We start from the raw sequence: 26137 nt of genomic DNA, 5'->3' as shown, positions 1-26137 counted from the left end.
TGAAAGGGCAATCAATGGATCTGCCCTTTTATTTTTTGGGCCGGACCGGCTGATCATTAAAAAAGTTTTTTACCACTTTACGAAAATTCTGAATCACTTGCTCCTGTGTTCTACCGCGTCTAAAAATAAGCGAGAATGGAGCGTTATAACCAAACGTTGCAGGCAGTAAAACTTTTAAACGTTTTTGTTCCACCCAGTGCTGGGCAAAATGTTCCGGTAAATAACCAATATATTGCCCAGATAAAATTAAAATAAGTTGAGCCTCCATGGAGTCAACTGTCGCAAATGAATGCTTAAATCCCTGTTTTGCCAATTCGGTATGACTCCAGTACCCCCGACTGACCATTTTGCCCTGCCGGATAACGTCCGCAGTCAGGTTCTGTTGTGCGAACATGGGATGTTGATCACTGCAAAATAACCATTGTTGCTCTTGATGCAGAGGCTGGTACATGACCCCATTCATTTTCATAAAGAATGAACCAATCGCAACATCAAAACGGTTTTCCAGAATCCCCATTTGCAATTCATACGGCGACTGCACCTGGATTTTGATATAGATCTGCGGATATTGCTTTGAAAACTGGCTAATCATCTGATCCAGCGGAATATTCTGATCGGTTACCATACAATCCAACATACCGATTCGCAGCGTCCCGGTTAACTCTCCCTTAATCTGGGCCGTGTGTCGGGAAAAGTTCTCCAGTTCATGCAGGATACGCTTAGCCTCCTGTAAAAACATCTCTCCTTTTTCTGTTAATGAAAAGCCGCCACGTCCCCGTTCACATAACTTAAAACCCACGACTTGTTCGAGTTGAGTCATATAGGTACTAATCGCAGAGGTGGAAAGATTTAACTCCTGCTGGGCATTGGCAAAGCCTTTATTCCTTACCACACTGACAAAAATCCGAATTAATTTAATATCAGAATAGGCCACGTCTTCCATCATATTTTTCCTTATTTCCTCGCCTTATTTTAAAACATCCATGATCAGATTAGTTTAGAAAAATCTGAACTAAGTTTTTTAAAAATAGGATTTAACCCGGTTTGCGGGTGGTGAATAAATAAGAAAAAGGAGAAATACATGAACAAGACGTTAAATCAACCGCTCGGTGGAAATGAAATGCCTCGTTTCGGGGGGATTGCCTCCATGCTCCGTCTGCCCGTGGTAGACAATGATGCAGGCCTTGCAGACCTTGATGCAGCTTTTATCGGAATTCCTTTAGATATTGGTACCTCATTACGGTCCGGTACCCGTTTTGGCCCACGTCAAATCCGTGCTGAGTCCGTGATGATTCGACCTTATAACATGGCAACTGGTGCTGCGCCTTTCGAGTCGTTGAATGTCGCCGATCTGGGGGATGTTCCGATTAATACCTTTAATCTGGCTGAAGCCGTACGCATTATTGAAGCACATTATGATCGTATTCTGGCACATCCGATTATTCCCCTGACACTTGGCGGCGATCATACCCTGACCTTACCGATTCTCAGATCTATCTATAAAAAGCATGGCCCTGTTGGCCTCGTTCATATTGATGCGCATGCCGATGTCAATGATGAAATGTTTGGCGAAAAAATTGCGCATGGCACCACCTTCCGCCGTGCAGCCGAAGAAGGCTTACTCGATTGCCAGCGCGTTGTCCAGATTGGCTTACGGGCTCAAGGCTATAGTGCAGATGATTTTAACTGGAGCCGACGTCAAGGTTTCCGCGTGGTACAGGCCGAAGAATGCTGGCACAAATCACTTGCACCGTTGATGGAAGAAGTCAGACAGCAAGTCGATGGCGGACCGGTCTATCTCTCCTTTGACATTGACGGAATTGATCCTGCCTGGGCACCTGGTACAGGTACACCAGAAATTGGCGGCTTGACCACCATCCAAGCCATGGAAATTGTCCGCGGTTGCCAAGGTTTAAATCTGGTGGGATGTGATCTGGTTGAAGTCTCTCCACCTTATGACACGACGGGCAATACGTCTCTATTAGGTGCCAATCTCCTGTATGAAATGTTATGTGTTCTACCCGGAGTCACCATACATAAATAACTGTATTTGTAAAAGATAGGAATCAAATAAAGACAAACTCAAGGATTTCAGAGGATGAAAATAGATCAATCAAAACGGGCTGCTGCTGCAGCTTTCGTGGGTACAACCATCGAATTTTATGACTTTTATGTTTATGCCACTGCCGCCGCACTGGTTCTGGGTCTGGTGTTTTTTCCTGAAACTGACCCGGTAACCGGTACGCTGGCTGCATTTGCCACTTTTGCGGTTGGGTTTATTGCCCGACCTGTGGCCGCGGTCATTTTCGGGCATTTGGGCGACAAAGTGGGCCGTAAAAAGATGCTGCTATTTACCATGCTGTTAATGGGTTTGGCCACGACAGGAATTGGTCTCATACCGAGTTATCACCATATTGGAATATGGGCACCTGTGCTATTAATTGTGTTGCGCTTTTTACAAGGACTTTCCGTGGGTGGTGAATGGGGCGGCGCAGTGTTAATGGCCAGTGAGCATGCACCTGCACACAAGAAAACCTTTTTTGCTTCTTTTGCTCAAATGGGTAGTCCAGCGGGCCTGATCCTTTGTCTGCTAGTTTTTCGGGCCATTACTTCATTAGATGAACAGGACTTATTCACTTGGGGCTGGCGTATTCCCTTCCTGCTCAGTTTCGTCTTTATGTTGATCGGCCTTGCAATACGTTTAGGTGTTGAAGAGTCGCCAGAATTTAAACAAATGCAGGAAAAACAGGAAATTGTAAAATTCCCGATTAAAGAGTTACTCAAACATTACTGGCCACAGGTACTTTTTGCAGGGCTCTCAATCACGATCGGCACCGCGGGTTTCTTTTTTACCAATACCTTTATGATGACCTATGTCACCCAATATGTAGGCATCAGTCGCCCAACCATTCTGGATGCCTTATTTTGGGTAACTGTATTTGAATTTATTGCGATGCCAGTGGCTGCATGGTATGCCAGCAAAATTGGTTCGCATCGTTTTTTATTCTGGGCGGCCATCTTATGTATCGCCGTTCCTTATCCCATGTTCATGCTGGTCAGCACTAAAAATATTTATTTGATCGTTTTGGGCATTACCCTGGCTGTGATTGCGCTGTCTTCCCTCTATTCCGTTGTGGCTGGTTTTATGGCTGAAGCTTTTCCTGCACAAGTACGCTATTCCGGTATTTCCATTTCCTATCAAATGATTGCAGCGATCACAAGTGGCACTACACCCTTAATTGGAACGTTGCTTGCACAACGTTATGCAGGTGAATGGTTACCCTTGGCGCTTTTATTTAGTTTTTTATCCTTGCTTTCTCTGATTGGTATTTGTGGCATTACACATCTCAGGAAGAAGCAAATGCATAGCTCTTTAGCGACTCAGGAACGGCAGGTTTCAAGAGATGCCGCCTAAATTATAAATTTTAGGAACAGGGAAGTTCTTTGGATAAAGCAGGAAAAACAATATGCATAAACAGAATTCTAAATCAGTTACACACATTGAAAGTTTTGGTATCGAAGAAATACCCGCATATGCCCGTACGGCGACACCATTCGACCTGTTCCGCCTGAGTTTTGGCGGTGCCAATACCTTCTCGACCTGTGTGTTAGGAAGTTTCCCGATTATGCTGGGTCTTTCATTTCAGGCAGGTTTATTGGCAATTTTATGTGGCGTTGTATTTGGCGCATGTATTTTAGCACCCATGGGAATTTTTGGTGCGCGTACGGGAACCAATAATGCCGTAGCCTCAGCTGCCCATTTTGGTGTTCACGGCAGAATTGTCGGTTCGTTCCTGTCCTTACTTACCGCGATTGCATTTTTTTCACTATCGGTCTGGAGCTCCGGTGACGCGCTGATTGGGGCCACGCAACGCTTATTGGATCATTCTTCTCAAAGCAACTGGCTTTACGCGCTGGTATATAGTGGCTTTGCCTTACTGGTACTGGTGATTTGTATCTATGGTTTCCGTTTCATGCTACTGGTAAACCGAATTGCGGTGATTGCCTCAAGCCTACTGTTCTTTTTAGGTATTTTTGCTTTTTCTCAACAATTCGATTCAGCCTATGCAGGAAAAATCCAATTGGGACAAGCTGGATTTTGGGCTGCCTTTATTGGGGCGTCATTGATTGCATTCAGCAATCCTATTTCCTTTGGAACTTTTTTAGGTGGCTGGTCCCGTTATATCCCCAAAGATACATCTTCATACAAAATCATGGTCGCAGTTTTTGCTTCTCAGCTTGCAACCCTTATTCCCTTTTTATTTGGTCTTATGACAGCCACCATTGTCGCAACTCATGCACCGATGTTTATGCAGCAGAATAATTACATTGGCGGGCTGATTCAGATTGCACCGGCCTGGTATTTTATCCCCTTATGTCTGATTGCGTTGATTGGCGGTTTATCTACAGGCACCACGGCGCTCTATGGTACAGGTTTGGATATGTCGAGTATTTTTCCAAAAACCCTTAGCCGTGTTAAAGCGACCATCTGTGTTGGCTTGCTCTCGATCCTGTTTATTTTTATAGGCCGCTTTGCAGCCAATCTGACTCAAAGCGTCATGACTTTTGCCACGCTGATTGTGGTGTGTACCAGTCCATGGATCATCATTATGATTATCGGATTTATATCGCGTCGAGGGTATTATAAAAATGATGATTTACATGTATTTGCAACTGGTATAAAAGGCGGTGCCTATTGGTTTCATCATGGCTGGAACTGGCGTGGCATCATTGCATGGATTCCAAGTGCCCTGATTGGCTTATGCTTTGTGCATTTACCGGATCAGTTTATTGGGATCTGGGGGAATTTATTCAACGGTCTGGATCTCAGTCTACCCATTAGTATTGTACTTGCAGCACTCCTTTATACTTTACTGCTCAAACTGTTCCCGGAACCAAGCTCGGTATATGACCCCACATTCGCAATTGACAGTTCAAAGCAGCAATGTCATTCATCATTTATTTCAAACTAAGTCATTTTTGGCTGGATATAGAAGCTGAATTCATAAACTTTTCGCCAGAAAAAAGCCTGCTTAGTTTAAGCAGGCTTTTTTGAAGGAAGAATTATTTCTTTAAAAAACCACTGACCAGATTCAGCACTTGCTGAATATCCTGATTGGCTTCTTGAGGGTTGGTATTGCTGCCTTGAGGCGTCAATGAATCAATCACTTGTGGCAAAACCGAAGCGATCGCACCGTAAATAGCCTGTTTAGGCGCTTGGGTTTGCTGAGCAACCTGCTCAACATCCTGATCATCAAATAAGCTTTGAATATTCTGCGCAGGAACATCTTCGGCATTTTGCTGTTGTGGATCGACCCAGCTTTGTACCTGATTGCTTAAACCGGCATTTTTCAGCTTATCCAAGGCACCTTGTAAGCCACCTTGTTTTTGAATCCAGGCTAAAACCAGAGGTAACACGGCAATCAATAAAGTTTGCGCTGTACTACCGCCACCGGTTGCATTGCTTTGGGTTGAACCTGACGTACCGCCCAATTGACCCAGCACCGAACCTAAGATACCGCCTAGGCCCCCTTGCTGATTTTGCGTATTCTGCTGTTGTCCACCCAGTTGACCGAGTACCGAACCTAAAATTCCACCTAAACCACCAGCCTGACCTGACTGTTGCTGACCACCGCCTAAAGCTTGCTTTGCTAAAATTTCAACAATATTGGTTAAATCTGTCATAACCTAAACGTTCCTTTTGGAATTATTTATCCCAAAAGCATACGCTGCTTTGAAAATACAGCACAAAGATAAATTGTTAAATTTTGCAAGGCTTTGCCGCTGATCTTTGCTCTGAAATATCAATCGGATTGAAAGTTCGGCTTTGGTCATTTACCAGCGGAATTTATCCCAGTTTTCCGGATTGGCCCAGAATTTGGAATTGAACCAGTCCGGCACATGCTTATAAGTCAAAATATTAAACTGCCACAGTGCAAAGTCACTGTCATGCGTCGTCTTATCAATCAGTTGGGTAAACCCGAGCGAACGTAACAGCTTTTCATCTTCACGCTTGCTCACCACCACGATTCGCTTTGCCATCAGATCACGTAACTTCACCAACAGCTGTGCTTTTTGCGTTTCAGTCAGATTTTGCATTTCTTCTGTATCAAATAATACAAAACCTAAATCATAACGTTGCGTAAATGGCAGACTTAAAAAGTCAGTTACGTTAAAATAATGCCATTGAATTGAAGCATTTTGGTCAATCTGCTGACCGATACAAAGTGCAGTATGAATGGGCTGTTCTTGAGATAAATCGTCTAGCATAGAAGTGATGACATTTTGTTCAGCCATAACTGCAACCCTTGATTGAGAAAGATGAGAGTTTATTCATGGAACTACAAGGCATTTGTCATAAAATGCATGCAGCGCTCAAAACGCATAGTGTAACTGATCAATCAACAAGCAAGGCAAATGTTGAATATAAATTTATATTAGATCGTACAGAAACTGACCTGCCATTTGTATTAGGACAGGAAATCGAGATCGAATGGACCGGTAATATCTTTTGTACCTCGTGCGGCGCAAAAACACCGAAGTCTTATTCACAAGGGCATTGTTTTAAATGTTTTAAAACCAAGGCCGAATGCGACCTGTGCATTATGAAGCCAGAACCCTGCCATTATCACTTGGGCACCTGCCGTGAAGATGAGTTTGCCCATAGCGTTTGCTTCCAGCCGCATATTGTCTATTTAGCCAATTCCAGCGCCTTGAAAATCGGCATCACTCGTATCGTGAATATGCCGACCCGCTGGCTGGATCAAGGTGCAACTCAGGCGCTACCGATTTTAAAAGTCGGATCGCGCCGTCTGTCAGGGCATCTGGAAACCTTGTTTGGTACCCAGATTGCAGATAAAACCGACTGGCGTAAACTTCTTAAGGGTGAAGCTGAACCCTTAAACCTGATTGAAAAACGTGATCAGATTCTGGAAGAGTTTGCACCAAAGATTCAGAGCATTCGTGAAGAGTTTAACCAGAATCTTGAATTTAACGAAAATCTGGAGTTTTTGGAGAACGAAAAACAGCAGGAATTCATTTATCCAGTCGAAGCTTATCCTGAAAAGATTAAATCGCTGAATCTGGATAAAACGCCTAAAATTCGTGGTGTGTTGCAAGGCATTAAAGGCCAGTATTTATTAATGGATATTGGGGTGATCAATATCCGTAAGTACACAGGCTATGAGCTGATTCTTCGCGCATAATCCGAATCATAAAAAGGTGGCTTAATTGCCACCTTTTTTGTTTATCCAGTTGTTAAACAATTCAAAATTGCCTGTACCGGATCCTCGGTATTCCCCGAGATCAACTGCTTATGCATGCTTAAATGTTGCATCATCTGAATATGCGCCGTTTCATGATCCATAAGACGTTCAATTTCAGTGGCTAAATGCTGAGGTGTTGCGTCGGCCTGAATCAGCTCCTCAATCACTTTTTTGCCGGCAATAATGTTGGGCAAAGAATAATAGGGAATTTTGACCAGCAATTTGGCAATGATATAGGTCAACCAGTTCAACTTATAAAAAGTCACCATTGGACGATGCAATAGCATTGCTTCAAGTGTTGCCGTACCAGAAGCCAATGCCACGATATCACTAGCATTCATGACCATACGGCCAATCTTGGATTCTGCATCGCTATTTTCCAGCACATGAATTTTAGCTTTCAGGCTCGCATCCAGATTTTGAATGCCCTGTTCAATCTGATGCTTGCGCGCATCATTAATTGCAGGAATTAAAAACTCGAGCTCAGGATGCTTGCGATGCAGGATTTCTGCAGCACCCGTCAATAGCGGCAGTAATCGTTCAATTTCACCACGGCGGCTACCCGGTAATAACGCAATGTGAGTAATATGTGCCGATAATCCCAGTTGATGTTTGGCTTCTGCAATTGGATTTTTTAACGGTAATTGTTTCGCCAAAGGATGCCCGACGAATGCAGCGGCAACCTCATAATTTTCATAAAAGGTTTTTTCAAATGGAAATAAACATAGGACCAGATCAATACTGCGTTTAATGCCATGTACACGGCCTTGCCGCCATGCCCATACCGATGGACTGACATATTGCACAGTTTTTATCGGTAAATTCTTTTCTTTAATGGTTTTGGACAAACGTAAATTAAAATCTGGCGCATCAATACCAATAAATATATCAACCGGATGCTCGGTCCAGCGTTCGACCAGACCATCACGCACAGCAAATAATTTTTTCAGGTCTTTGAGAACTTCCACAATTCCCATGACCGACAGGATTTCCATGGGATAATAGCTATGGAAACCTTCCGCAATCATTTGTGGGCCGCCAATCCCTTCAAATTCAACATCAATGCCTTGTTCGCGAAAACTGCGCATGAGTTTCACGCCTAGAGTATCTCCAGAAACTTCCCCCACCACGATACCAATTTTTAGTTTTTGCTTTAACAAGACCCACGCCCCACAGAAATGTTTAAAAGATTCTAACAGAATGATTTTACATCGAATCACCCCAAACCATGCAAATTGTTCATGATTGGTGAAAATCAATTCTGATCTAAGATGACATTTATTATTAAAAACACAATCTAGATTTACGATGAATGAAGAATTGATTGAGATGGAACGAAGACTTAATATAAACAAGAATCATTTCCATATGTGATTTATTTCTCTCTCCTTTTGCTTCAAGACCCGTTATGGCTAAATCTGCATCTGTTTCGCTTGTCTACCGACTGAGCATTTTTTATCGCTTTGTACTGAGCTTTGTAGGGGGTTATCTGTGCATGATGTATTTAAACCTCGGACTCAGCTCATTATTTAGCCACATATTAGACAAGGCAGAAGCAATCTATCTAGCCGCATTTATTTCGATTCTGTTTTATCTGGGCTTTATCATTCTGAGTTTTTGCGCACATTCACTGTGGAAACTCAGCTTGACCAGTCTGGTGTTGACCGGCGCCGTGTTTGGCTTATCTGTGGGTTTAAATTAAAAATGCAAAATAAAGGTGTTCGCCAATCAATGGCATGGTTACATGCGTGGACGGGTCTGATTTTTGGCTGGCTTTTGTTTGCTATTTTTTTAATGGGAACTAGTTCGTACTATCGTCACCAGATTAATTTGTGGATGCAACCGCAACTGGCGCAGGTTCAAGTCAATCAGGATACCGCCATCACCACAGCGGCCAATTATCTGCAAACGCATGCGGGAGATGCCAAATCATGGTATCTCAAGGTGGCCAATCACGAAGAACCGGTCAATAAAATGTACTGGCAACAAGCCAGTGGGACTTATGAAAGCCGTAGTCTGGATGCCAATACAGGGCAAGAGTTAAAATTGTCGGCAACCCAAGGCGGCGATTTCTTCTATAACTTCCATTTTCAACTGTATGGCGTTCCTATTATGGCCGGACGGCTGATTGCCTGTCTTGCTGCCTTTATTATGCTGATCGCTTTGGTCTCTGGCATCATTACCCATAAAAAGATCTTTACCGATTTCTTTACCCTCAGAACCTTTAAATCGCAGCGTTCCTGGCTGGACTTTCATAATGTGTGTTCGGTACTGGCACTGCCCTTTTTCCTGACCATTACCTTTACCGGATTGGCGATTTTCTTTTATCTGTATCTGCCGTGGGGCATGCAGAAACTTTATCCAGACAATCCTTTTCAATACTTTACCGAGATTCGAACCACGGAAAAAAGTACGCCTCATCAAGCTGAACCGCAAAAAGCGGAGATGTTACCCATTGGCACTTTATTAGAACAAGTCAAACAACAATGGGGAGATCAAGCCTTAGCATCCATCGAGGTCAAAAATCCAAATACAGACCAGGCCATCATTACCTTTAAACAATTGGAAGATCGTTCGATTACCTTGAATCAGGCACAAATTACCTTTGATGGACAGGGTAAGATATTGGCCAATACCCGAAATGAAAGTGCAGTTGCGACCTTAAATGCAGGTGTTTATGGCCTGCATATGGCGACGTTTGCACAACCGTTATTACGCTTGGCTTTCTTCTGTTCAGGCATTTTAGGTTGTTTGATGATTGCGTCTGGCCTCTTGTTATGGAGCTTAAAACGTCAGATCCAAAATAAATCGGATCAATTCCATTTGGGCTACTATCTGGTGGACCGCTTAAATATTGCAGCTTTTGTCGGTCTTCCAACCGCAATGCTGGGCTATCTATTTGCCAATCGCTTTGTACAGGTGAGCGATACCTCACCCAATTATGAAATTTATACGTTTTTTAGCGTATGGGGATTAAGCTTTATCATCGCCTTATTCACCCAAAAGCAATATTTATGGAAATCACAGATTTTCATGTTTGGATTAGTGGCTTTGCTTTTACCGATCTATAACCTGATTTATCTAATCAATCACCAGCTCATTAAGGATTGGCCAAGTTACTGGCTATTTCTACGGATTGATTTGTTCCTACTGGTCTGCGCCCTATTTGCGGTGTTTATTTTTAGGAATATTCAGCCGATTCAAGCCAAATCTGCCCAGAAAATCAAGACCAAGTTAGCGAAACAACAAGAGGTCAATGCATGATTCAGTTGAGCCTTATATTGACCCTGATCGGGATGTTGTTGCTATATAAATGTAGTGCCAAGCAAATCAACAAAGCCAAACAACAAGCTTTCATACGCTTTAAAACACAGTTGAAAACTTTAGCTTATGCCTGCTTCTTGACTGCAGGTAGTTTGCTCTGCTTTGCCTATGGCAGTTCCATTGGCTTTATCAGTTGGTGGATCTTCGCCACACCAGTGACCTTTTTATTGGTGTTATCTGTGAATGAGCTTAAACCGACTAAAAACTAAAATGATGTTGATTCAACAGCTATCCTCGACTTCTGCCAAGGATAGCTTTATTACTTAGAAATTAATGCCCGTGATGGCTATGCTCTTCCTGAGAAGCAGTTTTGTCTTTGTCATCACAACATTTCATCTTTTCACAACAGTCTTTTTTTGTGGTGGCCTGTTTTTCTTTACAGCAATCAGTTGCAGCAAAGGCGGGTACAGTCGTGGCCAATAATAGTGTTGAAAGCAATACGGTTTTAATATTAAACATGGTCATGTCCTTGAAATAAAAATAAGAAATTTGAATTTATAAAAACAGGACATGATTTGGAGGGCGATAAGGTAGGCTGTAAATACCTAAGCTCAACTGCTCCATGTAAACTGAATTTTCGGTTCTAACAAATTGTATGCTTCGCCCAAGATCAGCATGTTTTTCTTCAACGTTTAGTGCCACGCAGCATAGACTTTTTTGACAGTGCGATGTATCCATTTTTGCGCTGTCCGCATGGTCACGCTTATTCTTGATCGACATACCACAATCAGACATTGCCGCATGATTTGCAATGACTTGCGCGACAACAGGTTGACGCACTGTAACTGTAGACACGGCCATCGCATAGCTATTGGTGATTAAACCCATAGTAATTAGCAATGAAATAAGACTTCGAATGAAAATAGACATAAGCGAAATGATCAAACATACAATCCGTGTATAACTCTCAAAATAAACCACTCGCAGTTCAGAACGCAAGCTGATCAGCATAAAGACGGGCTAAAAACCAGAAAATTAGCTTCCTTTAGCTTTTTTTTGCATAAGCAAATCATTATTCATCACAACGAGTTATCTCAAAAAAGCATAAGATATGCTGATTTTTGCATATTTAGGCATATTGTCGATGTTTGGTCCTATAGAATTTATTATGGCTGGGGTATTGGTTGGCTTCTGTGTCGGTATCACAGGTGTCGGCGGTGGTTCACTCATGACCCCTATCCTGATCAGTCTGTTTAAGATCGAACCTCATATTGCCATTGGTACCGATCTGCTTTATGCCTCAATCTCTAAATTCTGCGGTTCAGTTGTTCATGCCAAAAAACTGAATATTGTCTGGCCTATTGTCCTCTGGCTTGCCTTAGGCAGTATTCCTGCATCATTTGCAACGTCTTGGGTACTCGAACATTACTTAAGCCAATCAACGCATTATAAAGCTGTGCTGACCATGGTCTTGGGCTTTATGTTGACGTTGACGGGTATTTCAATTGTTTTCCGTGCAAAAATTGAAAAGCTGTTTGACCGTTTCCGTAACCGTGAGCAAGCGAATATGGAAAGCGAGCAACATGCTTTGCAACACAAACGTCATTACATTGTCATTATGGGAATCGTATTAGGTATCTTTGTTACCCTGTCATCCGTGGGTGCCGGTGCCTTTGGTATCATGGCATTGGTCCTGATGTTCCCGAATTTACCCATGATCCGTATCATTGGTTCTGATGTGGTTCATGCGGTATTACTGACAGCAGTTGCAGGTCTTAGCCATATGTCTTCAGGGAATGTCGACTTTAGCTTGTTGATGTGGTTACTGGTCGGTTCTATCCCGGCCATTATTGTCGGGACTTTAATCAGCTCACGTATGCCAGAAAGACTGATTCGTAAAATTTTAGGGATTACCTTATTTGCTTTGGGTGTGAACTTTATTGTGAACCCAGTAAAAGCCAAACCGAAGCCAGTTGAGACGCATCAGGCTGTCGTTGTACAGCAGACAAGTCATTCAACAACAATTGTTTAAGCGAACAAATGCCGCTGCTTTCTGCATAAATTATCGTTATTGCTAGTTAACCGGTCGGCATTTCATGCTATATTCGCAGACAAAATAACCTCTTTTTTCGATTGAATTTGTGACAGCAATGAATACTCTACAGTCAAATCCAGTTTCTCAGCCCGATATCGATGATGTAAACATTAAAAGCATTCAAACGCTGATTACACCAGCAGAATTGAAAGCTGATCTTCCATTATCTGAGGCTGCGTCTCAAACTGTGTTACAAGGACGTGCAACTGTACGCAACATTTTAGATGGCAATGACAAACGTTTGTTTGTCGTGATTGGCCCATGCTCAATCCACGATCCTAAAGCTGCACATGAATATGCTGATCGCCTGAAAGTCCTGAGCGAAAAAGTAAAAGATACTTTATATCTGGTGATGCGTGTTTATTTTGAAAAACCACGTACCACAGTAGGTTGGAAAGGTTTAATCAATGACCCTGACATGAATGACTCTTTCAATATTGAAAAAGGCTTGCATATTGGTCGCGGCTTATTGATTGATTTGAATGAAAAAGGTTTGCCATGTGCCACTGAAGCACTTGATCCGAACTCACCACAATATTATCAAGACTTGATTTCATGGTCTGCGATTGGCGCACGTACCACTGAAAGCCAGACTCACCGTGAAATGTCTTCTGGTCTTTCATCTCCTGTCGGCTTCAAAAATGGTACTGATGGCGGCTTAACCGTTGCAACCAATGCGATGCAGTCAGTTAAACATGGTCACAGCTTCTTGGGCCTGAATGAAAATGGTCAGGTTGCGATTATCAATACCAAAGGCAACCCGTACGCACACGTGGTATTACGTGGTGGTAACGGTAAGCCGAACTATGATGCCACTTCAGTTGCAGAAGCTGAAGCAGCGTTGGCAAAAGCCAAAGTCAGCAACAAGATCATGATTGATACCAGCCATGCCAATTCAAACAAAGACCCGTACTTACAACCTTTGGTTTTGAAAAACATCACGGAACAAATCCTTGATGGCAATAAATCAATTGTTGGGATCATGGTGGAGAGTCACTTAAAAGGTGGTCGTCAGGATATTCCTGAAAACCTATCTGACCTTGAATATGGTAAATCAGTGACTGATGGCTGTATTGACTGGGAAACTACAGAAAAAGCCCTACTCGAAATGCATGAAGCATTAAAAGATGTTTTACCTAATCGTTAATCTTTAAATAGATGTAAAACAGGCTCTTATGAGCCTGTTTTTTGTTTTGAACTACACGGATATGTTTTGAACTAAACTCTTATTTTCATTATACTGCTGCCACATTTCTCCTACGACGTATCGCTGATATGAAGTCCAGTTTTCGTCAACATTTGCTTAAGTGGCGTGCCTATTTTGGCGCGGTGACTTTGCTATGTTTACTCTGGCATATCTTCTTACCAACGATGGTCCATACAGGCGTCGTACCTGCACTTTATGCAATGCCAAGCCATTGCCAGGTCACTGAAATTCAACATGTCTCGTTGATGTCTCAAACCCATTCCGGTCATCATCAACACGGCATGCATGACATGCATCACGGATCGCAGCTCCAGCATGCCAAACATGCCCAACTGAGTGAATATGCACAGCAAGTTTTTGCGCTTGCAAGCCAGATCATGAAGCATTGTCCTTTATGTTCCCATGGCCTCGATGCTGCTGCGATCGTCCCGCTGATTGCATTCATTATTATATTTCTACTGGCTTGGTTCAGTCGCGTTCGCTGCCTGTGCCATTCTTGGACAGAAGATCTGCACATCGCCCGCATCTTCTATATTTTTCCAATCAAACAAGCCCCGCCACTGGCTTTATAAATCGCAAATTTTACTTCGTGCCCCGTAAATAACGTTGGTACGTCCTTAGTTCTTGCTTTTTATAGAGTTCAACATGAATACTCAATTCCGTTTGTCTGTATTAACGGCTGCGTGCCTGTCTGTTGGCTATAGTTCCGCTGCTTTTGCTGAAACTGCACCGCCTGATACGACCAAAACCTTAGCCACCATTGTGGTCACCGCAAGTCGTGAAGGTGAATCGATTAATAATACCCCTGCTGCGATTAGTAAAATTAACAGCAAGGACATCGAAGATAAACATGCAACCTTTATTGGACAGGTGCTGAATCAAACTCCAGGTGTGTTAATGAACGACTTGGGCAATGAACAGCATATGATGTCCATTCGCCAACCGATGACTACAGCAGCCGTTTATCAATATCTAGAAGATGGTGTCTCAATTCGCCCCGTGGGTGTGTTTAACCACAATGCCTTATATGAAGTGAATCTGGCGGGCATTGATAGCATCGAAATTTTACGCGGCCCTGCCAGTAGCTTATATGGCAGCAATGCGATTGGCGGAACCCTTAATTTTCTGACCAAGGCTCCAAGTGCTACGCCCACGGCCGATCTTGGTATCAGCGCCAGTTCTGAAGGATATCGCCGTGTCGATATCGGTGCATCCAATACCTTTGATAGCGACTGGGGCGAGCATGGTTTAAGAGTTTCAGCCTATGCCAGTGATCGTGGTGATAGCTGGCAAGATCATGCTGAAAGCAATAAACAGAGTGTGACGCTCAGACATGACTGGCGCATCTCTGATGCCACCCAAATCAAAAATATCTTCAGCTATAATCATTTAAAAGCGGATATGACCGGTAGCTTAAATCTGGATGATTACCGCAAACGTCCAGGATACAGCTACCAAACCTATACCTATCGTGAAGTGGATGCCACGCGGCTTTCTTCTCAAATTAACCATCAATGGAATGATCAGCAACAAAGCCAAGTTACCTTGTATTATCGAGACAATACTACCGAACAGAATCCAAGTTATAACATCCGTACCGATGTTAAAAATGGCAAACCGACGGGTACCTATAGCGGACAAACCACCTATAACGCCTTTCAGTCCTATGGTTTAAATGCCCAGCATTCGGCAACATTGGATCAGGTCAAACTGATTGTTGGGGCGATGGCTGAGCATTCTCCCAACCAAGCCAGAACCAATGATATCCAAGTATTTCGTGACCCGAATAGCTTGGTTTATACCGGTTATCAACAACGCCAGCGCTTACGTGACTTTAATGTAGACGTCAATAATCAGGCGGTCTATGCACAAGCCAATTGGCAAGTGTTACCGACTTTAAATCTCGTCGGTGGTGCACGCTATGACTGGATCAGTTATGACTATGAAAACAAATTAACTCCGTCAAAAACCACGGGCGCACCGAATGAGAAACGCGATTTTCATAAAGCCAGTCCTCAACTCGGTTTTGTCTGGAACCTGACGCCTGCGATTGACCTTTATAGCAATTGGTCACAAGGTTTTGTACCACCCGAAGTCAGCAGTTTATACGGGGCGAATCTGGTGACACCGGACCTGAAAGAAGCCACATTTAATAATATCGATGCAGGTCTGCGCTTTAAATTACTGGATGATCGCTTAGATGGTGAAATCACCTTATATCGCTTAGAAGGTGAAGATGAAGTGATGAGCTATACCAAGCCAGATAACACACGCGAGCCACGCAATACTGGTAAAACCTTACATCAAGGAATTGAAATTGGAGGAACCTGGAAGCTCAGTGATTTATATGATCAGCGCTTAAAACTCTCAGGCAGTGTGGCCAAACATGAGTATCAGCAGTTTCAACCTTCGAGTGTTTTAGATTATAGCGGCAACACCATGCCAAGTGCGCCGAAAACATTTGGCACGCTTGAATACCAGATCAAACCAATACCTGCGCTATTACTCTCTGCGGAAGCGGTTTATGTCGGCGCTTACTGGATTAACGATGCCAATACGGAAAAGTATGATGGCCATACTTTGCTGAATCTACGTGCTAACTACCGTAAAAATGCTTATGAAATCTATGGGCAAATCCTGAATGCCACAGATCAGCATTATGCGGAAAATACCTCATTTAGTAATAACCAGGTCAGTTATACCCCGGCTGCACCACGCACCTATTTATTAGGTTTACGTTACTATTTTGGGAAATAAGCAATGAATGCCAAACAACTGAAAAAACTACTGTCATTGCACCGTAGTTTTGGGATGGTGTTGGGCGTTCTCGTTTTACTTTGGTCTTTAACAGGTGTGTTGCATCCGATGATGAGTGCAACACAACCTCAGCCTGTGAAACGAATGCCTCCACCCCAACAACTGGATTTAACACAGGCCTTAGCGGCAACAGATGTTCTGAAGCTACATCACATAACACAATTTTCAGCCTTACAGGTGATTGAATTAGAAAATCAGCAGATTGCCTATCGCATATTACAGCCCAATCAAAAGATGGCGGAATACTATGATAGTCAGACCGGCCAATTGCTGATTGATGCCGAACAACACGATGCCGAGCGTTTGGCACGCTGGTACACGGGGCTCTCTCAACAGGAAATTGTATCCAGTCAGCTGATCACTGGATTTAGTGATGATTATCCGAGCGTGAATCGTTTACTGCCGGTTTGGCGTGTTGATTTTCAGAACGGTTTACGTGCCTATATAGACCCTGCACAAGCACGACTGGCCACGCTGTCTAATGATCAAAAGATGTGGATGGCAAAAATATTCCGCTTAGGTCATACCTGGACCTGGGGTGATCAGGCCTGGACGGGCCAAGCTATTCTCATGCAGATCGCCTTGATTGGCATACTGTGCATAATTTTTATGGGGATTGGCTTATTCTTTAAGATTCATAATCGCCGCAATCACCGTCTAGGGCAAAAACCGATCCGCTTTCTACATCGCTATTTAGGCATCAGTTTAAGTGTCTTTATTCTTCTTTGGGTGCTCAGTGGTTTCTATCATATCTGGCAAAAAAAGCCTGATATAAAAAATATTCAACCTATGTTCCATACTGCCGATTTAAGTACTGAGGTTTGGCAGCAGATCACTCAGCAGCCCATTCAACGTCTGGATCTGGTTCCAATCACCTTTAGCCAGACACATACTCGTGCTGCATGGATGATTCAAGCCATTGGACAAAGCCCTTTACAAGGCAGCATGACGGCGGCAAGCAAAGTGCATGATCATCACGCGACTAAAACAGTAGCTCCTGCGATTGAGTTTGCAGATGCAGGTAATGGTAAAGCGCTTGATATTCTCGAACAAAGCAAACAATTAGCTGCTAGCTATTTAGCTTTACAACCACAACAGGTTCAACAAGCCTCATGGGTGACAAGTTTTGCTGGAGAATATGGGTTTATCAACAAACGGCTACCAGTGATCAAGGTTGAAACTCAGTTAGAGAATCAACTCAGACTGTATATTGAACCGAGCAGCGGCATGATTGCCGCTCAAGTCACACAACAAGATGCTTTAGAAGGCTTTAGTTTTGCTTATTTGCATAAATGGACATGGTTGCCGATAGATAAAACGCTGAGAGATATCATCTTGGGCACGATTGCGGCACTGGTTGCCTTACTCGCTGTACTTGGTTTCCGAGTTCAATTGCGTAAACGCTAACATTACTCAAGTGATCCTTCTTTTTTAGGGAGGATCACGCCACCTCAGGCAATTAATTTTTTAAATGATATAGAACGAAGCAATCACAGCACTGAGGAGCACACCTGTTTCAGCCAGCTCAATTGCAGCGCCTACAGTATCCCCAGTAATCCCGCCGATTCGTTTAATAAATAATGATCGCATATAAAAGAGCATCACTAAAAAAACCAGCAAGGCAATTAAACCAAGCCATTTAAACATACAAAGTAATGCAATTGTAATGACAAAAACCATCCAAAGTCGCTTTTTTGGCATGAAATCTGTCATAGAACGCCCTAAGCCTTGAGTACGTACATAAGGCGTAGTAAGGAATAAAAACAGTGGCACACTGCGCCCAAGCATGGGCAAGACAATTAAAAAGGCAGCTATCTGTTGTTCAAGCAAAACGTATAAGGCCACAAATTTTAGCAAGCAGATCACAACTAAACTCAGCACCCCGATTGGGCCACATGCAGGGTCTTTCATGATATTCAAGGTTCGTTCAGGATCACCAAATCCACCGACCCATGCATCTGCCGTATCCGCTAAACCATCCAGATGTAATCCACCAGTCAGCCAAATCCATAACACTAAAATCAAGGCTGCACTCAATATGATCGGAAGCTTTGTCAATAACATGGCAGATGTAAACAAAATGAAACCAAGCAATAAACCCACTAAAGGATAAAACAGCATGGCCTGACCATTCTGCTTTGCGCTTGGCATCGTTTTGAGTTCAATGGGTAAAACAGCCAAAAACTGCAAGGCAATCCAAAAAGGCGTCATGCAACCTCTCAATGACAACGGGTTTTCATGCATGGATTATGAAGAAATAAAATTGGGAATAGCAAGCGATTCCCAAATGAAAAGGCTGAATATCTTAGTTTATTGAATTTGATAACATTGTTTAAGCTTCAAATAGTCATAATAAAAACTGTTCGTGCTATAACGTGCGTAGTTACAACTTGGCTTAAACAAGGTTTCTTTCTCGTTATAGAACATTTTCACCAAGATGGTACCTTGCTTGTTTTGATAGATATCCCATTGTAAATTCGCTGCCATGGGTGACACCACCTCACCTCGCCAAGCGCTGCCGGTGTAACTATACGTTTGACGTAAAGGTAAAGGCTGCATCATATCGAGCAACTCTAAACTGGTCGCCAATGGAATGATGATTTCGGCATGAGCAAAACGTAATACCGCACGATGTGCTTGCTGCTGATCTACAATCGCATCAACCTGTTTAAATAAGTCCTGCTTTAGACCTTGCGCAATTGCACTGGTGACGTTGTTCGACTCGGTAAAACTTGGCCCTTTACTATAAAAATCATTGGCATCGTTAAATTCAGCATAAAATTTTGCTGCATCTACAGGCATATACCGATCAAAATCTACACCTTTCAATTCGGTTTTCATACCACCTGAGATTGAATATAACTCATAGACATAGGCTGCAGCATCCACCGCACTGGCAATACTATTTTTGCCCTTGCCTTTTTCAGTGATGGTTTCACCTTTAGGTGAAATGACGCTATATGAACCGGTATTACTAAACACATAGCCAGTGCTTCCCAGTTTTTGAATAAATTCTGCTTTGAACAGTGGATTCAATACGCTCTTTGCCACTTGTTCAGCACGACTATTTTTCGCAAGTTCATCCAGCTTATTGGCCAGATCTGTATCCTCTTCTTCAAAATGCTGATACGCCTGACTGGCATCGTAAATGGCCTGTTGTTGTGCTAATAAAGGCTGTGCTAAATCTTGATCTTTGTTCAAACTATGAAAATAAAGCTTAAAACGATCCACCCCACCATCTTCAATCGATGGCACACTACTACTGGCTAAACTGGTGTATGAAATTGGGGTGATGTGGGTCTTTAATTGTGGTTGCTGTTGAATCAGTTCAGCAGTAAAGAACTTTGCACTGTCCACCGCACGGTCTACGCCTGAACTTTGCACTAAAATTGAAGCTGGTTGGGTCGAGGCAGCTTTAAATAGATCGGGTAAGCGTTTTAATAAGCGATCTGCAATTCCACGATGCTCCTGAATACCGGTCATGGATTCGTTACCATAGCCAAACTGACGAATGCCCTCTACCCCATAACCCAGCAGAATATTGGCTTTCATCATGCTTTCTAAATCTGCGCCCAGCTTTTCGCCCAAAGGTGTGAGTGCCTGTTCAGCTTTAGCCTGTTTCCACAGGTTATAGAGCGCTAAATCATATTTCATGCTGGATAAACCGCGTGAGCCATGACGAGCCACCAGTTCTGTAAATACCGGCTGAAAGCCTGGTGGAGTCGCTTCGTATTTGTTTAGGTCTTGCTGAGGCTGATAAGGGGTTTTAGTTTGATAATATTTTGATGGGGTACTGGTTTCAGGGGATGTCAGGTGGTGTTGCTGGTCATCGTTATTGCAGGCTGCCAATAAAATACTCGCACATAACATACTGCTTTTTAATAATATCTTCATGGATGATCGATTTATTGCTCAAGAAATTGTCCTGTATCATAGGCAGTGGCAATGACAGTTCGATTACATCAACCAAGCAAATACTGGAAATAAAATAAGATTTTATGACTACTAAGTTGCTGTCCGTTCAGAAAAATGAAGTTGAGCATCAACCTGAGTTAGATTTAAAGCATACAATTTGCCTAACTCTGCGGGCATGGTTAATAGATCATCCAGCTTTTGCTGACGGGCCAGACAAGTCAGCAACTTAATCCCCCCGCCATGTGTCACAATCAATGCCTTGTTCCAGTTGTGTTGCTGCATTTGAACATAAATTTCATTAAAACCATGCAGGGCACGTTGCTGGAATTGATGCAACGACTCTCCATTCGGTGCATGATATTGTGTTGGAAATTGCCAGAAATTTGCCAATAACTCAGGCTCATTTTCATAAATAGTTTGGGTAGAAACGCCTTCCCAATCACCAAAATACATTTCCTTGATTTCAGCATTGAGTAATAAAGGCAATTCGAGTTGTTTGGCGAATGCTGCCGCAAAGTTTTGGCAGCGTTGCAAGGGCGAGCTGATAATTACATCCCAGTGTACCTGAGCATCGAGATACTGCTGAATGGTGGATTGCATTTGCAACCAACCATGTTCGGTCAAGGCATCATCGAGATGCCCACGCAAGGTATGGCTCAGTGTGGTTTCACCATGCCTCAATAAATCAAGGTGCAACTTTATCACCGGTCACAGCAGCTTCAGCAAAGGTCGCCATTTGGTTATGCAACACGCAAGCCAGCTGCAGCATCGACAATGCAGCTCCTGCACCGCTACCTTCGCCAAGACGCAAATTCATATTTAAAATAGGCTGAGCTTCTAAGGCTTTTAGCACACGCTGATGACCATATTCAGCCGATTGATGTCCAAACAACATCCATGCTCGACTTTGCGGTTGGATGCGTACCGCGCATAAAGCGGCAACCGAGCTGATAAAACCATCCACCACGATTGGCAAACCAAGTTGTGCACAACGGATATAAGCCCCCGTCATTGCAGCAATTTCCAGACCACCAACTGCAGCCAAGATTTTTAAAGCATCGCCGGTAACATTTACTTGATGCCGCTTCACTGCTTGATCAATGACCGAGATTTTATGTTGCAGCTGTTGATTCGTAATGCCTGTACCCACTCCCGTGAGTTGGGCAGCATCTTCATTCAACAATAAACACGCCAGTGCTGAAGCTGAACAGGTATTTCCAATCCCCATTTCACCTGCAATAAAAATATCGGCAGCTTGAGCTTTGGCGCGGTCAACGCTGTCTTTACCCAGTTGCAAGGCTGCTAAGCATTCCTGTTCCGTCATTGCAGTCTGCTGGGCAAAATTGGCAGTGCCTGCACGAATACAATGCCGCTCAACACCGGCATACTCATAGGCTTCACCCACCGTACCACAATCCACCACCTGTAAATGTGCATGATGATGTTTGGCAATGACACTGATGGCTGCACCGCCTGAAGCAAAATTCTGAAGCATCTGACGGGTTACCGCTTGCGGATAAGCCGAAATATTTTCTGCAACCACCCCATGATCGCCTGCAAAAATTGTAATCCAAGGCTGTTGAATCTGTGGATGTACTGTGCCCTGTAAGCCTGCCAGTTGAATGGCGAGCTGCTCAAGCAGTCCTAGCGCCCCTGTAGGTTTGGTCAATTGCAGTTGACGTTGTTCAGCCTGTAATTTCGCCTCTAGGTCGGGCTGCAGTACTGCTGCTAAAAACCATTGCACTTGTTCAGTCATGTTATTTCTCATCTTTTAAAATCATTGGAAAGCCTGCGACACAGAACATGACTTTGTGGGCGAGTTGACCCAGAGTCTGATGCAGACGCCCTGCTTCATCGACAAAACGGCGGCTGATTTCCCCCATCGGTACCACTCCAAGCCCGGTTTCATTACTGACCAGAATAATTTGCGAGTGGAGTTGCGGTAAAACCTCGAACAATTTTTGCACCTGTTGTTGCTGTAAGGCTGGGTCTTCAGCCAACAACAGATTGCTCAACCATAAAGTCAGACAATCCACCAGAATCAGTTGATTGGGCTGGTCCAATTGCAAAAGCCGGTCGGCAAGATAAATCGGTTCTTCAAGCACTTGCCAATGAGCTGGACGTTGTTGTTGATGATGGGCAATCCGCTGCTGCATTTCTTCGTCTAAGGCTTGCGCCGTCGCCATATAAATGACGGATAACCCCGAATCCTTGGCGATTTGTTCTGCCAAACGACTTTTACCTGAACGTGCCCCACCTAAAATCAGTTGCAACATATCTAACCTAGTTCAATTTGCTGATAAGGATACAGTAATCCTTGTAAAATCTGTGCCTTATAATAGCCGAAAGTCATTTTTTTGACCTGAATCTTAATGCTTTTGAGTGGAAGTTGTTGTATCCGCTGCAATACGATATCACCCGACCATGCTTCACGATACAAACCTAAAGTGATATGCGGACAATATTCAAGTGCTGCAATCTCTGCGGAGACTTGAGCAAATTGTTGGCGAATTTGGGCCAGTACGCCCTGCTGATCTTGGATCTGTAAGAACAAAGCACTGCTAAAGCTATCGATCTGTGCGATTTCCAGCTGAAAAGCTGTGAGCTGTAATGCTTCAAGCAGTTTAATCTGCTGTTGTAATTGTTGTATCTGAAAATCGTCATCGTATTGTTTAACAGCAGGCTGCAAGAAACCGCAGACGAATAAGGTAATATGATATTGGCGTTGTTGTTTCGGCAGAAGCAGGTCTGAAAACCGGGTTTGAATTTCATCTAAATATTGAATCAGCTCAGGCTGATCAACTTCAATATACCAAAGTGCATAGTCTGAACGTCCCAGATGCCATTCAGGATAATCCCGAACTATGGTCGGACACATTTGGGTAGCGGATTGCAATAACACAACAATATGCAGTCAAGAATATAGAGTTTAGGATTAAAACATAAGCATAGGAAAAAATGGAATATTTGTGCATCTCTTTCAATATTGTCCAAGTTTTTTATTAGGAATAACGTCAATCAAGCATATCTGCATACGCGGTCAGTTGAATGATCTGGCCCAACGTTCAACTTGACAAAGCTAGTGCCGTAAAGCTAACACAACTTTATAGGTTTAAAGCTGTGTTAGGGCTCACGATCTTGGCTTGTCCATGTCTATGGATTGCAATGCTAAACCAGCGCAGACTTGGCTTGGTTTTCATTCAGATCATAGCGAAAGGTATCGTCATGCAATTCTGCCTGAATACCTTGATACAGCATATCTAATACTGCTTTCTTTTGACTGGTATTTATATCCATCATTTCAATATTTTTACGAATATGCTGCACAATCTCCAGCTCCTCAATTTCTAGCTGTTTTAAGGCATAGACATATCCATAGATTGCACCTTGCACAATCTTTTGATAAGGCAATTGCTGCTGAATATGATTTTCCAGACTACCGAATACGCGCTCATTAAAGCTTAGTTTTCTAAGCGGATCGCGTGCCACCCGTTCACAGGTATCTTTATAGGCTGAGCGACATGAATGCAGAAAGCTTTCCGCCATCCGGTCCAGCTCTTTGGCCTGATTGGGCACAATATTGGCTAAACCGAGTTTGACTTCCTCAACCAGCTGTTCTACATATTTTTTGATCTTGGCATCGGCCAGTGCAATCCCGATCATGTCATGGCCATGCATGCTGGCATACCAGGCGGTCATGGCATGGCAACCGTTCCATAAGCGGTTTTTAATGATCTGGATATCAGAAATTTGCTCTACCAGAATCATTTGCCGCATTTTACTCAAGATCGGACTACGGTTTTCCACATAAATCGGCATATCGGTTTCGCTATGGAATAGGATCAGATCCATATTCTGCAAAAACTGCCCCGCCTGAAACTGTCCACGCATATCCGATAAACAGTCAGTCATTTGCTGTTCCTGTTTCTCGGTCAATGCGGTTTCATCTGAAAGCTCGATGGCTTCTTCATTCAGGTCAGATTGGTATTGTTTGAATAAACGATGCTTGATATTCAGCTGACGATACAGGGCTTGGTCGGAAAGCTTGGCAACCATTCGGTTGACCACGGTATCGCAAAAGTAATGCTCACTAAGGATGTGCTCTGCTATATCCTCATCGGTAATTTCAAGTAAGGCTTCACGGATATTTTTCAGGACCAGATATTTTGCACAGACTTTATTCAGAATAATCAAAAAGGTAATCGGCTCATGCTGCTGCGTATCCTGCGACATGAAGCGTGCCAATAACCCCCTCGCAATTGTTCTGGCTTCGGATGCAATAGCCTGTTCAGGCAAACACAGCGCGATCAGGCTGGAATGCATATACATCTCCAGCATGTGCTGTTCATTGTCAGCATCAATCACCGTGAGGTTTTCAATCCGTTCATCATAAGAGGATTGTCCATAACGAATACTGTAACTGCCAAAGCTGTTGACCGATTCCAGATATAGCCGGTTTCTGGTCGAAGCGAGAATACGCTGGGGTCGGGTAAACCCATCCCAATGTGACAATACCTGTGCGATATATCCGCCACCAATGGCGCCAAAACCATGAATCCCGACAGTGAGTTGATTGATACTTTGCGGAAATGGTTCTTGCAACTGCGGCATGCCCATTTCAGGAATATACTGGTCCAGCGCATTCAGACATTCATACATATCCTGATAATAGAAATTTGCCTTGGCCAGCATGCTGTCATTCGGTTCTTTGATGTCTTTAAATAAAATGGTGATGCCGCCCGCATCACAGGCTGAACAGATCCCGTTTTCCGAATCCTCGAACATCAAACATTGTTGCGGTTGCAAATTTAATTTTTGTGCGGCTTTGATAAAAATTTCAGGATGCGGTTTGCCTTTTTCGACTTCATCACCACAGACCAGCAGATCAAAAAATTTATAGACATTGGCATTGATCAGGTATTCTTCGGCAATTGCCCGGCGACTGGATGTCGCTACAGCCATACGCAGGCCAGATTTGCGTAGTCGTTCCAGTACCTGAATCAGACCTTTCTTAATAGGTACACCGTTATGACGAACCGATTCCAGTTCAAGTTCATCTGCTCGTTTTCGGATGGCTTTATATGGAACATCTTCACCATAAAAGCGCTGGGCAAGCTGTTCGGCTGTTTGTGCACTGAGTCCAAGACACTGCATTAAATATTCATCGGAAAATTCCTGTCCAATGAGCTCTTGAGAGGCCTGTTTCAATGTCTGAAAGCGTAATCGCTCAGTATCAAACATTGTGCCATCCATATCAAAAAGTGCTCCCTGAACAGGATAATCGTGAAAAATCAGCATCTTTACTCCTTTGTTTTGTTCTTGCGTTCCTTAGGTTAACCAAAAAAACATGACAAATTAGCGATGGTAAACAAATGAAATAAATTTGATCAAAAATCAACCTAAAGTTATTTTTTTCAGCGTATTGTTGACTAAATTTGTAAAGATTACTTGCATCCACTACAAAATAGTGATCGTTTTTTATTCACCTTGTTTTATAAGATGACTTCCACCAAAACAATCACCACTCAACCATGAGCTACAGAACGTTGAATATTGCTTATGAGTGATAAAGAT

25 protein-coding genes are annotated in these 26137 nt (G+C 43.2%); 12 read left to right on the top strand and 13 right to left on the bottom strand.

Features of this window, described 5'->3' with window-relative positions; all coding sequences use genetic code 11:
- Nucleotides 1-28: 28 nt before the first annotated feature.
- Entirely contained in the window at nt 29-946 is a 918-nt protein-coding gene (locus tag J699_RS16795; protein ID WP_376746232.1) for a LysR family transcriptional regulator, read from the bottom strand.
- 135 nt (nt 947-1081) lie between these two features.
- Here J699_RS16795 and speB point away from each other — a divergent pair, with 135 nt between their 5' ends.
- From speB to J699_RS16810, 3 genes are read left to right on the top strand one after another with little or no spacing between them, the layout of a single operon-like run.
- A complete protein-coding gene (gene speB / locus J699_RS16800; RefSeq protein ID WP_032869156.1) occupies nt 1082-2044 on the top strand; it encodes an agmatinase in 963 nt (320 codons plus the stop codon).
- A gap of 54 nt (nt 2045-2098) precedes the next feature.
- Entirely contained in the window at nt 2099-3415 is a 1317-nt protein-coding gene (locus J699_RS16805; protein WP_032869154.1) for an MFS transporter, read from the top strand.
- A 52-nt stretch (nt 3416-3467) separates the two neighbouring features.
- The gene (locus J699_RS16810) at nt 3468-4973 is read left to right on the top strand and encodes a purine-cytosine permease family protein (protein ID WP_032869152.1); all 1506 of its coding nucleotides are present in this window, start codon (nt 3468-3470) and stop codon (nt 4971-4973) included.
- Between the two features lie 91 nt (nt 4974-5064).
- On the opposite strand, the gene J699_RS16815 is transcribed toward J699_RS16810, so the two are convergent.
- Both J699_RS16815 and J699_RS16820 read right to left on the bottom strand, forming a co-directional pair.
- A complete protein-coding gene (locus J699_RS16815) occupies nt 5065-5685 on the bottom strand; it encodes a YidB family protein (protein WP_032869150.1) in 621 nt (206 codons plus the stop codon).
- Nucleotides 5686-5835: 150 nt separating this feature from the next.
- Nucleotides 5836-6297: a DUF6231 family protein gene (locus J699_RS16820; protein ID WP_005230344.1), complete on the bottom strand. Its 462-nt coding sequence runs from the start codon at nt 6295-6297 to the stop codon at nt 5836-5838.
- 38 nt (nt 6298-6335) lie between these two features.
- Between J699_RS16820 and J699_RS16825 the strand changes: the two genes are divergently transcribed.
- Nucleotides 6336-7205: a DUF2797 domain-containing protein gene (locus J699_RS16825; protein ID WP_032869148.1), complete on the top strand. Its 870-nt coding sequence runs from the start codon at nt 6336-6338 to the stop codon at nt 7203-7205.
- 41 nt (nt 7206-7246) lie between these two features.
- Here the strand turns inward: J699_RS16825 and lpxB are convergent, their stop codons facing one another.
- Nucleotides 7247-8425 (bottom strand): lipid-A-disaccharide synthase, encoded by a 1179-nt coding sequence (gene lpxB, locus J699_RS16830; protein WP_165569269.1) that lies wholly within the window; start codon nt 8423-8425, stop codon nt 7247-7249.
- A 248-nt stretch (nt 8426-8673) separates the two neighbouring features.
- On the opposite strand from lpxB, the gene J699_RS0218315 reads away from it, so the two are divergent.
- Genes J699_RS0218315 through J699_RS16840 form a run of 3 tightly spaced genes read left to right on the top strand, consistent with a single transcriptional unit; the run spans nt 8674 to nt 10798 of the window.
- On the top strand, nt 8674-8967 hold the full coding sequence (locus J699_RS0218315; protein ID WP_032869146.1) for a hypothetical protein: 294 nt from the start codon (nt 8674-8676) through the stop codon (nt 8965-8967).
- A gap of 2 nt (nt 8968-8969) precedes the next feature.
- Entirely contained in the window at nt 8970-10529 is a 1560-nt protein-coding gene (locus J699_RS16835; protein ID WP_032869144.1) for a PepSY-associated TM helix domain-containing protein, read from the top strand.
- Complete coding sequence (locus J699_RS16840; RefSeq protein WP_032869143.1) at nt 10526-10798, top strand: hypothetical protein; 273 nt, start codon at nt 10526-10528, stop codon at nt 10796-10798. The genes J699_RS16835 and J699_RS16840 overlap by 4 nt, the downstream gene beginning before the upstream one ends.
- A gap of 61 nt (nt 10799-10859) precedes the next feature.
- On the opposite strand, the gene J699_RS16845 is transcribed toward J699_RS16840, so the two are convergent.
- Both J699_RS16845 and J699_RS16850 read right to left on the bottom strand, forming a co-directional pair.
- The gene (locus J699_RS16845; RefSeq protein WP_032869142.1) at nt 10860-11048 is read right to left on the bottom strand and encodes a hypothetical protein; all 189 of its coding nucleotides are present in this window, start codon (nt 11046-11048) and stop codon (nt 10860-10862) included.
- Between the two features lie 36 nt (nt 11049-11084).
- Entirely contained in the window at nt 11085-11459 is a 375-nt protein-coding gene (locus tag J699_RS16850) for a hypothetical protein (RefSeq protein ID WP_032869238.1), read from the bottom strand.
- Between the two features lie 214 nt (nt 11460-11673).
- Between J699_RS16850 and J699_RS16855 the strand changes: the two genes are divergently transcribed.
- The 5 genes from J699_RS16855 to J699_RS16875 all read left to right on the top strand — a co-directional run bounded on the left by J699_RS16855 (nt 11674) and on the right by J699_RS16875 (nt 18055).
- Entirely contained in the window at nt 11674-12561 is an 888-nt protein-coding gene (locus J699_RS16855) for a sulfite exporter TauE/SafE family protein (protein ID WP_032869237.1), read from the top strand.
- Between the two features lie 118 nt (nt 12562-12679).
- On the top strand, nt 12680-13771 hold the full coding sequence (locus J699_RS16860) for a 3-deoxy-7-phosphoheptulonate synthase (protein WP_005285707.1): 1092 nt from the start codon (nt 12680-12682) through the stop codon (nt 13769-13771).
- Between the two features lie 128 nt (nt 13772-13899).
- On the top strand, nt 13900-14403 hold the full coding sequence (locus J699_RS16865) for a hypothetical protein (protein WP_032869141.1): 504 nt from the start codon (nt 13900-13902) through the stop codon (nt 14401-14403).
- 73 nt (nt 14404-14476) lie between these two features.
- Nucleotides 14477-16588: a TonB-dependent receptor gene (locus J699_RS16870; protein ID WP_032869140.1), complete on the top strand. Its 2112-nt coding sequence runs from the start codon at nt 14477-14479 to the stop codon at nt 16586-16588.
- Between the two features lie 3 nt (nt 16589-16591).
- Nucleotides 16592-18055 (top strand): PepSY domain-containing protein, encoded by a 1464-nt coding sequence (locus J699_RS16875; RefSeq protein WP_032869139.1) that lies wholly within the window; start codon nt 16592-16594, stop codon nt 18053-18055.
- 60 nt (nt 18056-18115) lie between these two features.
- Here the strand turns inward: J699_RS16875 and J699_RS16880 are convergent, their stop codons facing one another.
- From J699_RS16880 to mtlD, 7 genes are all read right to left on the bottom strand, one after another.
- Nucleotides 18116-18859, bottom strand: a complete 744-nt coding sequence (locus tag J699_RS16880) for an adenosylcobinamide-GDP ribazoletransferase (RefSeq protein WP_032869138.1) — start codon at nt 18857-18859, stop codon at nt 18116-18118.
- A 99-nt stretch (nt 18860-18958) separates the two neighbouring features.
- On the bottom strand, nt 18959-20542 hold the full coding sequence (locus J699_RS16885; protein WP_032869137.1) for a histidine-type phosphatase: 1584 nt from the start codon (nt 20540-20542) through the stop codon (nt 18959-18961).
- 111 nt (nt 20543-20653) lie between these two features.
- The gene (locus J699_RS16890; protein WP_032882678.1) at nt 20654-21259 is read right to left on the bottom strand and encodes a histidine phosphatase family protein; all 606 of its coding nucleotides are present in this window, start codon (nt 21257-21259) and stop codon (nt 20654-20656) included.
- On the bottom strand, nt 21249-22319 hold the full coding sequence (gene cobT, locus J699_RS16895) for a nicotinate-nucleotide--dimethylbenzimidazole phosphoribosyltransferase (RefSeq protein ID WP_032869134.1): 1071 nt from the start codon (nt 22317-22319) through the stop codon (nt 21249-21251). Before cobT ends, J699_RS16890 begins: the two co-directional genes overlap by 11 nt.
- Before the next feature lies 1 nt (nt 22320).
- Nucleotides 22321-22839 carry a bifunctional adenosylcobinamide kinase/adenosylcobinamide-phosphate guanylyltransferase gene (gene cobU, locus J699_RS16900; protein ID WP_032869133.1) on the bottom strand — a complete coding sequence of 173 codons (519 nt, stop codon included), beginning with the start codon at nt 22837-22839 and terminating at the stop codon, nt 22321-22323.
- A gap of 2 nt (nt 22840-22841) precedes the next feature.
- On the bottom strand, nt 22842-23465 hold the full coding sequence (locus J699_RS16905) for a 2'-5' RNA ligase family protein (RefSeq protein WP_032869131.1): 624 nt from the start codon (nt 23463-23465) through the stop codon (nt 22842-22844).
- Between the two features lie 266 nt (nt 23466-23731).
- Nucleotides 23732-25861, bottom strand: a complete 2130-nt coding sequence (mtlD, locus tag J699_RS16910; protein WP_032882677.1) for a bifunctional mannitol-1-phosphate dehydrogenase/phosphatase — start codon at nt 25859-25861, stop codon at nt 23732-23734.
- Between the last annotated feature and the right edge of the window lie 276 nt (nt 25862-26137).

The sequence above is a fragment of the Acinetobacter sp. 1000160 genome, from assembly GCF_000588715.1.
Classification (GTDB): Bacteria; Pseudomonadota; Gammaproteobacteria; order Pseudomonadales; family Moraxellaceae; genus Acinetobacter; species Acinetobacter courvalinii.
The sequence above is the reverse complement of the archived record's forward strand: the minus strand, read 5'-3'. Positions and strand labels throughout refer to the sequence as shown.

Bases quoted from the DNA above. Each gene is read 5' to 3' on its own strand.
- J699_RS16885 (WP_032869137.1), bottom strand. From the start codon at position 20,542: ATGAAGATATTATTAAAAAGCAGTATGTTATGTGCGAGTATTTTATTG.
- speB (WP_032869156.1), top strand. From the start codon at position 1,082: ATGAACAAGACGTTAAATCAACCGCTCGGTGGAAATGAAATGCCTCGT.
- cobT (WP_032869134.1), bottom strand. From the start codon at position 22,319: ATGACTGAACAAGTGCAATGGTTTTTAGCAGCAGTACTGCAGCCCGAC.
- J699_RS16810 (WP_032869152.1), top strand. From the start codon at position 3,468: ATGCATAAACAGAATTCTAAATCAGTTACACACATTGAAAGTTTTGGT.
- J699_RS16855 (WP_032869237.1), top strand. From the start codon at position 11,674: ATGTTTGGTCCTATAGAATTTATTATGGCTGGGGTATTGGTTGGCTTC.
- J699_RS16845 (WP_032869142.1), bottom strand. From the start codon at position 11,048: ATGTTTAATATTAAAACCGTATTGCTTTCAACACTATTATTGGCCACG.
- J699_RS16860 (WP_005285707.1), top strand. From the start codon at position 12,680: ATGAATACTCTACAGTCAAATCCAGTTTCTCAGCCCGATATCGATGAT.
- J699_RS16850 (WP_032869238.1), bottom strand. From the start codon at position 11,459: ATGTCTATTTTCATTCGAAGTCTTATTTCATTGCTAATTACTATGGGT.
- J699_RS16840 (WP_032869143.1), top strand. From the start codon at position 10,526: ATGATTCAGTTGAGCCTTATATTGACCCTGATCGGGATGTTGTTGCTA.
- J699_RS16875 (WP_032869139.1), top strand. From the start codon at position 16,592: ATGAATGCCAAACAACTGAAAAAACTACTGTCATTGCACCGTAGTTTT.
- J699_RS16835 (WP_032869144.1), top strand. From the start codon at position 8,970: ATGCAAAATAAAGGTGTTCGCCAATCAATGGCATGGTTACATGCGTGG.
- J699_RS0218315 (WP_032869146.1), top strand. From the start codon at position 8,674: ATGGCTAAATCTGCATCTGTTTCGCTTGTCTACCGACTGAGCATTTTT.
- J699_RS16795 (WP_376746232.1), bottom strand. From the start codon at position 946: ATGATGGAAGACGTGGCCTATTCTGATATTAAATTAATTCGGATTTTT.
- J699_RS16865 (WP_032869141.1), top strand. From the start codon at position 13,900: ATGAAGTCCAGTTTTCGTCAACATTTGCTTAAGTGGCGTGCCTATTTT.
- J699_RS16880 (WP_032869138.1), bottom strand. From the start codon at position 18,859: ATGACGCCTTTTTGGATTGCCTTGCAGTTTTTGGCTGTTTTACCCATT.
- J699_RS16825 (WP_032869148.1), top strand. From the start codon at position 6,336: ATGGAACTACAAGGCATTTGTCATAAAATGCATGCAGCGCTCAAAACG.
- J699_RS16820 (WP_005230344.1), bottom strand. From the start codon at position 6,297: ATGGCTGAACAAAATGTCATCACTTCTATGCTAGACGATTTATCTCAA.
- J699_RS16815 (WP_032869150.1), bottom strand. From the start codon at position 5,685: ATGACAGATTTAACCAATATTGTTGAAATTTTAGCAAAGCAAGCTTTA.
- J699_RS16805 (WP_032869154.1), top strand. From the start codon at position 2,099: ATGAAAATAGATCAATCAAAACGGGCTGCTGCTGCAGCTTTCGTGGGT.
- mtlD (WP_032882677.1), bottom strand. From the start codon at position 25,861: ATGCTGATTTTTCACGATTATCCTGTTCAGGGAGCACTTTTTGATATG.
- J699_RS16870 (WP_032869140.1), top strand. From the start codon at position 14,477: ATGAATACTCAATTCCGTTTGTCTGTATTAACGGCTGCGTGCCTGTCT.
- cobU (WP_032869133.1), bottom strand. From the start codon at position 22,839: ATGTTGCAACTGATTTTAGGTGGGGCACGTTCAGGTAAAAGTCGTTTG.